At 69.6% G+C, this 6,747-nt stretch carries 2 protein-coding genes and 1 pseudogene; 1 reads left to right on the top strand and 2 read right to left on the bottom strand.

Annotated elements, in window-relative coordinates; all coding sequences use genetic code 11:
- Window positions 1-1,221: pseudogene (locus ACH4YL_RS39450) on the top strand (hypothetical protein); the annotation flags it as partial.
- 1,686 nt (window positions 1,222-2,907) lie between these two features.
- Here the strand turns inward: ACH4YL_RS39450 and ACH4YL_RS39445 are convergent.
- Both ACH4YL_RS39445 and ACH4YL_RS39440 read right to left on the bottom strand, forming a co-directional pair.
- Window positions 2,908-6,279, bottom strand: a complete 3,372-nt coding sequence (locus ACH4YL_RS39445; RefSeq protein WP_398512358.1) for a LysM peptidoglycan-binding domain-containing protein — start codon at window positions 6,277-6,279, stop codon at window positions 2,908-2,910.
- Window positions 6,279-6,746 (bottom strand): pilus assembly protein TadG-related protein, encoded by a 468-nt coding sequence (locus tag ACH4YL_RS39440; RefSeq protein ID WP_398512357.1) that lies wholly within the window; start codon window positions 6,744-6,746, stop codon window positions 6,279-6,281. Before ACH4YL_RS39440 ends, ACH4YL_RS39445 begins: the two co-directional genes overlap by 1 nt.
- Window position 6,747: the final 1 nt, after the last annotated feature.

Here is a 6,747-nt window from a genome sequence, read left to right as displayed (position 1 = left end):
GCCCCGGTCGAGTCGCTGATGCCGCTGCGGCTTGCGAAGTACGGCGTGCCGCTGGCGGAGACGGCCCCGGCCGGTCTCGCCGCCGCGGGCATCGAACCAGTGCTACTCCCCACGGCGCCTCAGCACGTTGTCGCCGAGCGCCTCGAGGCCTCGCCGGTCCTGCCCGCTCAGCGCGAACACGCCCCGGATATGACCGTTCAGGATGCCGAGCACGCCCACCCCGCGGACCCCAGCCCCTGGTTCACCACGGCCCGCACGCATCACGGCACATTCGGCAGCGCGGGGGAGCCGCAGTCCTCGGCACCTCAGGAACCGGGGCACAGCGAACGGCCGGAAGCCGGGGTCGCTGAGGAGGTGCCGCCGGGACCGGAGGGAGACGGGGGCGCGTCTGCGGCGGATCTGGGTCAGGCTGCGGTGGAGGAGCCCTACTTCCAGGCCTTCCGCCAGTACGCAGACGAGTACGGCGGCATCCCGGGAGGGGACGAGCTCGCCCGCTACGTGCTCACCCTGTTCGGGCAGCACGGTCCGGTCACAGGCCTGCTCAGCGCAGAGACACTGAACGACCTTGTCGTGCGATTTCACGCGAGGTACGTGGCGGAGATACGCGGAATTTCGGACCCGCCGGCCGCGGTGCCCAACCCGCGCACCGCTACAGAAAAGCCCAGCACGGGCGCCGAACCCCGCGCGGCCGACGAACCGTTGCCTGCAGCAGTCCCGAGCTCACCGGAGCCGGAACCACGACGGGAGCCCGTTCCGCCTCACGTGCCGCCAGAGCAGCCGAGCGAGTTGACCACCGTGGACCGCTACTACCTGGCCTGGGACAACTACCGGCAGCGGCAAGGCCGCGAACCCGATGGCGACGAGCTGTCCCAGTTCCTCGCCATGCATCGCATCACCGGCCGCGGCGGCAAACCCGCAAAGGCGAGCAATCTGCGACGCCACCTTCTCGAATTCCGCGTGTACGCACTATGGGCAGCGCATCGAGCCGAAGCCGCCGACCCGCGTGCCGACATTCTCGTCAAGGAACTGGCTGAGCAGGGCATCAGAGCCCAGTACGGGCACCCGATCAACGTTGACTTCGTCGAGAAGTGGCTGCCCGACTTCGAGCGACGTTGGGCCATCCTGTCAGCGGCCCGCGTCGGCGCGCCCGCGCGAACACGCCAACGTCCCCCGGGGTCGCCCGATGTCGGACACAACGGACCGTCTGGGGCTCTAGGTTGAGAGGCAGTCCGGGCCGGGGTCGCGCCTCCCCCGTCGCCACCCCGGCCCGTGGCAGCGTGCGATGGACAGGTTGTACGCATCGCCCACTGGGGGAGAGAGGCCCAATGATCCGCGCCCAACAGATCGCAACCGACGGTGCCATGTCCGCCGTTGAGCTCCTGGCATCCCCGAGTGCGTAGCGGTAAGCCGTGCGTCACTTCGTCGACGGAACTCCCAATCAAGGGATCTACCGCCGCCAGGGGGTCCTCCACCGGCACGGCGAGGCGCCCTCAGCGGACTGCCCGTCAACCTGACGGCGCCTGGGCTCACGCCGTGCGCCTGGCGAGGACTCGCCCTGCCGTACGCGCTCCACGGACAGGTCGTGGTCAGCGGACTCGCTGCCACGTCGCTCTACGCCGACCTGGCACGGTCCCTACACGCCGCTGCACACTCGCTCTCTAGGAGATCCCGGGGACCACCTGATTGCGGGCAGGCCGCCAACGGGTGAGTCCGTTGCGCGGGATGTACCCAAGCGGGTACGCCGCGACGTGACCGGGTCGGCATCTTGCCTTCGAGATCTGCGCACAGGCATGATCGTCTCCGCACAGTCGCTTGCACGTTCACGAAAGGTGTAGGTCAGGGGCGTGTGAGGGAGGGCTGCGCACTCGCTTGTGAGCGGCGTCGAGCCATCACCTCGAAAACCGTGGCGCCTGCCATTCGCCTGAGAACCGTCTCTGAACTACGACTGATCTCGCGTATCCCCTTGCTGAGGGTCGTTGCCCACCTTGCACCCGGGGGTCACCGCGGCCCACCCCGAAGGCACCGCCAACCTCCGGTAGCCCCCTGCGAAAGCCAGGCGGCAGTGGGTGCATTCAGATTCCTCCGCCGTCAGGGTTTGTGGACATGGGGCTTTCGTACTGGTCGTCCATGCCAAGCGGCCGGTCAGAGAACGGATAGAGAGGTCGTCGCGACGCGTACTGTGGGGCCAGGTCGTGCGGCGTGACGAGAATCGGTGTACGCAGCCCCGAGCCGAAGTCCCGGACCCACCGCGAGGCCTGCCACCGAAACCGGGTACAGCGCAGGAGAACAGCTCGCTCATCTCTGTACGGCTCGCCGCCCGGCCAGAAGACTACGTACCAGCCGCCCCTCCCACGCAGCGACTCCCAAGCACGCCACACTTTGCCGGACCACCCGATGCGTTGCTTGTCGGCGTTCAATTCCTCATCCCCTCTGCCGATGACGCACGAACCGCCAACGGGTATCCCTGCAGAATTCCGTCTCTGCCTGCCTCAGGCAATCCGCCACCTCGCGCCCAGCCGCAGGCCGGTGGTGGTGCACACGGCACCCATCCTCGGGGTTCTGAGAGATTCCGAACCCCGCAGGCGCCTGCAGGTCTGCGCAGTCGCCAGCGGCGTGTCCGCCTGAGGGGGACCTCGGCTGCACAGTCATGCTGGCCGCTGCGGTTCAGCCGTGCAGGCGGGCGTGGCATAGCAGTTCTATTGACACATCGATATTCGAGCGCCGGTGGCGCTCGCCGAGACCCACTGCTGCCGATACGCGATAGTTGGCAGGAGTGGAGCGGCGGCAGTGAGATGGGCTCAGGGGTCGTGGACGGACAGGAGCGACGGTCTGCGCGAACTGACGATGGGTTCGTGCTGGCGATTGGGACGGCAGGCGGTGCTCCGCACGAGCCGATCGGAGTAGCGGTCACAGCCCTTGGGCGTATGGAGGGGTGTTGTTGCCGAGGAGGTCGTGGATGAGCTGCTCTGTCTCGTGTTCCAGGGGGCAGTCGAGGGATCGATTGGCCTGGTGCAGGCGTGTGATGGCGGTGTGCAGTCCGGACCTGCTGCCTGCGCTGTGCTCGATGCGCATCCAGTCGCGGTAGAGGAGTTCGGAGGAGTCGTCGACGTCGAGTCCGGTGGCGATGGCCCGGCGGGCGGCCGCCAGGTCGTGGTGTTGGCCCGGTGGTGTGCGGTAGGCGGCCACCGTGTGTGCGACGTCAACGATGCGGGTGATCATCTCCTGTGCGTACGGTTCGCTCCATGGCAGCGGCCTCGTGCCGAACGGTCGCCCTCTCACCAGAGACAGGGCTCTCTCGAGGTCGGGGAGTCCCGCGGGGCCTTGTGGCAGAGCTCGCTCGGCGAGTTGCTGGAAGCGGTCCCAGTCGCATCGCACCCGCGGTGAGATGCGGTAGGCGTCGTCCTTGGACGTGCGCCTTGGGACGTAGGGGGTGCCGTCCGGGTCGTTCCCGAGGCTGCGACGCAGGCCGCTGACGCGGGCGTTGAGCGTGTTGAGCGACCAGGGGTTGTTCGGGTCCATGTCGGAGCACACGGTGTCGGCGGTTCGGCCAGGCTTGAGCAGGAGCAGGGCAGCGAGCTGGGCCTGGCGAGGGCCGTGGCTGCTCGCCGTGACGCGGGCGAGTTCGACGGGCCCCAGGAGCCGGATCTCGGGGGCATGAAGGTCCCGGGCCTCTGCTCCTGCCGCGTCGTCGCTCGCGGAGTCTGGATCCTCTGGCGCTGGTGGGGTGGTGGCTGCGGGCCGAGGGCCGGCGTCGCGCTTCACCGGAGGAGTGCTGATGCTCGCGGGGTGCAGGTGGGACCGGGCAGGGGCGTCGGCTGCGGCAGCGAGCGCCGCAAACGTGCGCAGCGTGGGGTCGCCGATGGACGACACCGGCGGGCTGTCCATGACCTCTGTGGCCGGGTGGGGTGAGGGTGTGTCGAACCCATCCGGTTCGGAGGATGAGGTGGGCTCGGCGGGGACGTTCCGCCAGGGTCCCGCGGCGGGTTGCGGAGACATGCCGGACACGGCAAGGGCTGTGCTGATTTGCTGGTAGGTCGCCTGCTCCAGGCGTTGCAGCACCACGCGGACGCCGACGCACTCGACCTCCTGCGCCTCGTCGAGGGAGGCGTTGAGGATTTCGGCCTCGGGGAACTGCATGCCGGAGGTGGCGGCCGGCGCGATCAGGGCGACGGGTATGGCAGGGGCGGCCTTCCCGAGAGTCTCGGCGATCTGCCAGGCGCTGTCCGCGTCCAGCTCGCTGGCAGCCAACAGCAGGTAGGGCTGTGGGGTGTCGTTGGGGAGCTGGTGTGCTTCCAGGAGCCGCTCGGTGAAGTCGTGCGCGGCGTGCGCAGGTTGGCGCATGTGGGCGATGCGGGAGGTGGGGAGCAGGCGGGGAAGGTGCTCGCCGAACCCGACGGTGACGATCTCCGTGCTGCTGGACCAGGGGCTCATGCCCAGTTCCAGGACGAGCGCGGTGCACACTTCCTCGATCTGGCGTCGGTCTCCCTCGAGGAGGAGGACGCCGATGTGGGGGAGGTTGATCAGGAGCAGGTCTCCGTCTTCGGTGGCGCCGATGGTGGCCAGTCCTGGGTACGGGGCCGGGACCGTGTCGGTGATGTCGGTCGGTGGCAGATCCGTGTCGTCGGTCAGGGCCCACCATCCGTCGTGTCCGGTGGTGAACGGGACGCTGGGCGCGGCGGATTCGTCCGCAGTGAGGACCTCAACGGAGCCGGTGCGGATCCTGGCGGCGCGCAGCGCCGGCAGCTCCTGCCCGTTCTGCCGTGCGTGGTGGGCGAGTGTGCGGAGGGCCCGGTCCAGGCGTGTGGCACCGGAGCTGTCGGAGGCCTGCGCCATCTGCGCCTCGGCCGGGGAAGTCTCCTGCGCGATCGCGATGCGTTCTCCTGGCTTTCGGTGGCGGCGCTGCAGCAGCCGGCGCAGCGCCAACGCGCCGGTGATTGCGGCTGCCAGGAGTGCGAAGGCCCCCGCGACGGTGCGCACGTCATGACTTGCTGGGAGTGTCGACACAGGTTCCGCGGTGTCTGGTGTCGCGGACGAGGAAGGATGCGCCGAAGGTCCCGGAGTGACTGACGTGGGAGCTGGCTGCGGGTCGCGGTCTGGCGAAGCGGCCCTGGTCGGCGCTGCCCGGTCGCCGTCCGTGCCGGTGCTGCGCGATTGCTCGGGGGACGGTGATTCCCTCGGTAGTGCCCCGGCCCGGGAGCCCGAGGGGGACGGCACCGGACTGAGGGCGTCGCTGTGCGGGGCACGGTTGTCAGGACGCTTGCCAGGCGATTCAGCGCTGTCAGCAGGGCCGGCCGGGTGATCGCGCCCGCCACGGTGGTCTGCCCGTGATGGGTGGGCGGGCAGCTCGAGACGCTGGCCCGGGAAGATGAGGTCAGGGTTGGTGATCGCGCCCCGGTTGGCGTTGTAGACCTCCGTCCACCGGTCACCGTCGCCTAGTTGCTCCTGCGCGATCTTCGAGAGGTAGTCGCCCGGCTCCACCGTGTACGGGTCGTCTGCTTTCTGCCGGTTGCCGGTGAGTTGGGGAGCCGGGCCCTGGTCGCTCGCCGACGGTTCAGCGGGGGCAGCGGTATCTGCGGGGAGCATCAGTGTCCAGCCGGGCTGGATCGGCGTGTGTGCCGTGAACGTGGTGCCGTCGACCATGGTGCGGCCTGCGTTGAGCGTGAGGATCTGGGTGAACAATTCGCCGCTGCCGAGCTCGTCCTCTGCGATCTGCCACAGGCTCTCCGCCGGCCGAACGTCGCGGACTGTGTAGGTGCGCGTCCCGGCTGCTCGTGATGCCGGGGCGGCCGCCGGTTGGCCAATGTCGCTCCGGTCGGTGGTTGGTGCACTACGGGTCTGCCCGGGGTGCTGCTCGGCCGTGAGTGTGGGGGAGGCGGCAGGGGAGGCGATCGCGGTGCCGGTTGGCAGCAGTACCAGCAGGCCGCCGACCAGGGTGGCCGCGGCGCGCTGACCGATGCGAAAGCCCGGCAGACGGGGCGTGGTTCGGCCCCGCAACTGTGCGGGGATCTCCACGAGCAGCGACAGCGTGAAGCTGGCCCAGCCGATCCAGCCCACGGCGGCGAGAGTGAGGATGAATACGCCGGTGGTGTCCTGGCGGGTGAGCAGATGCGTCAGGTCGTCCATCCCCGCGGGCACCGCAGCCCAGGTGGCGTGCCACAGAAGCCACGGCAGGCCGCCGAGCACGGCGACAAGGGCGACCAGCGACACGAGCGCCCGCACCAGGCGAGCCACGAGTCCTGCGTTCCGCGGGGCGGGGGAGTGGGCGGGGTACGGGCGCATCAGGGGCTCTCCTCGGGGACGGTGATGCCGTGGAGCAGCACGGCCTGCCCGTGGCCGGTCACGGCCATCTGGGAGACGCCGACCAGGGTGAGGAACTTGGTGTCGTACGCGTCCGTGACCGTGACCTGCAGGTGGGTGCCGTCGCCTGAGAAAGAGATCGCTCCGCTGACTCCGGCCCGGTCCAGGTAGGACTGGGCGGCGGCCGTGGCGGCGATGGGATCGGCGACGACGGCGTCTCCGGCGATGGCCTTCGAGGGGTCGATGGCCTGGGCGCCGGCGCGCGCGGCTTCCACGGCGAGGGCGTCGGCCCGTTCCGTCGCGCGGAGTTTGCCGGTGCCGTCGACGACCAGGAGCCCGCCGAGCGCGAGAAGCGGGACGGTGACGATCGCGGCGAAGACGGAGATGCCACCGCGGTCCGGAGCCTGCCGGAGTCGGCTACCCCCGGGCGGGGAGGTGGTGGGGAGCATG

Origin of the sequence: Streptomyces sp. NPDC020681, assembly GCF_044334895.1 — a bacterium.
Taxonomy (GTDB): domain Bacteria; phylum Actinomycetota; class Actinomycetes; order Streptomycetales; family Streptomycetaceae; genus Streptomyces.
This window is presented reverse-complemented; position numbering and strand designations above follow the sequence as displayed.

Bases quoted from the DNA above. Each gene is read 5' to 3' on its own strand.
- ACH4YL_RS39445 (WP_398512358.1), bottom strand. From the start codon at position 6,279: ATGCGCCCGTACCCCGCCCACTCCCCCGCCCCGCGGAACGCAGGACTC.
- ACH4YL_RS39440 (WP_398512357.1), bottom strand. From the start codon at position 6,746: ATGCTCCCCACCACCTCCCCGCCCGGGGGTAGCCGACTCCGGCAGGCT.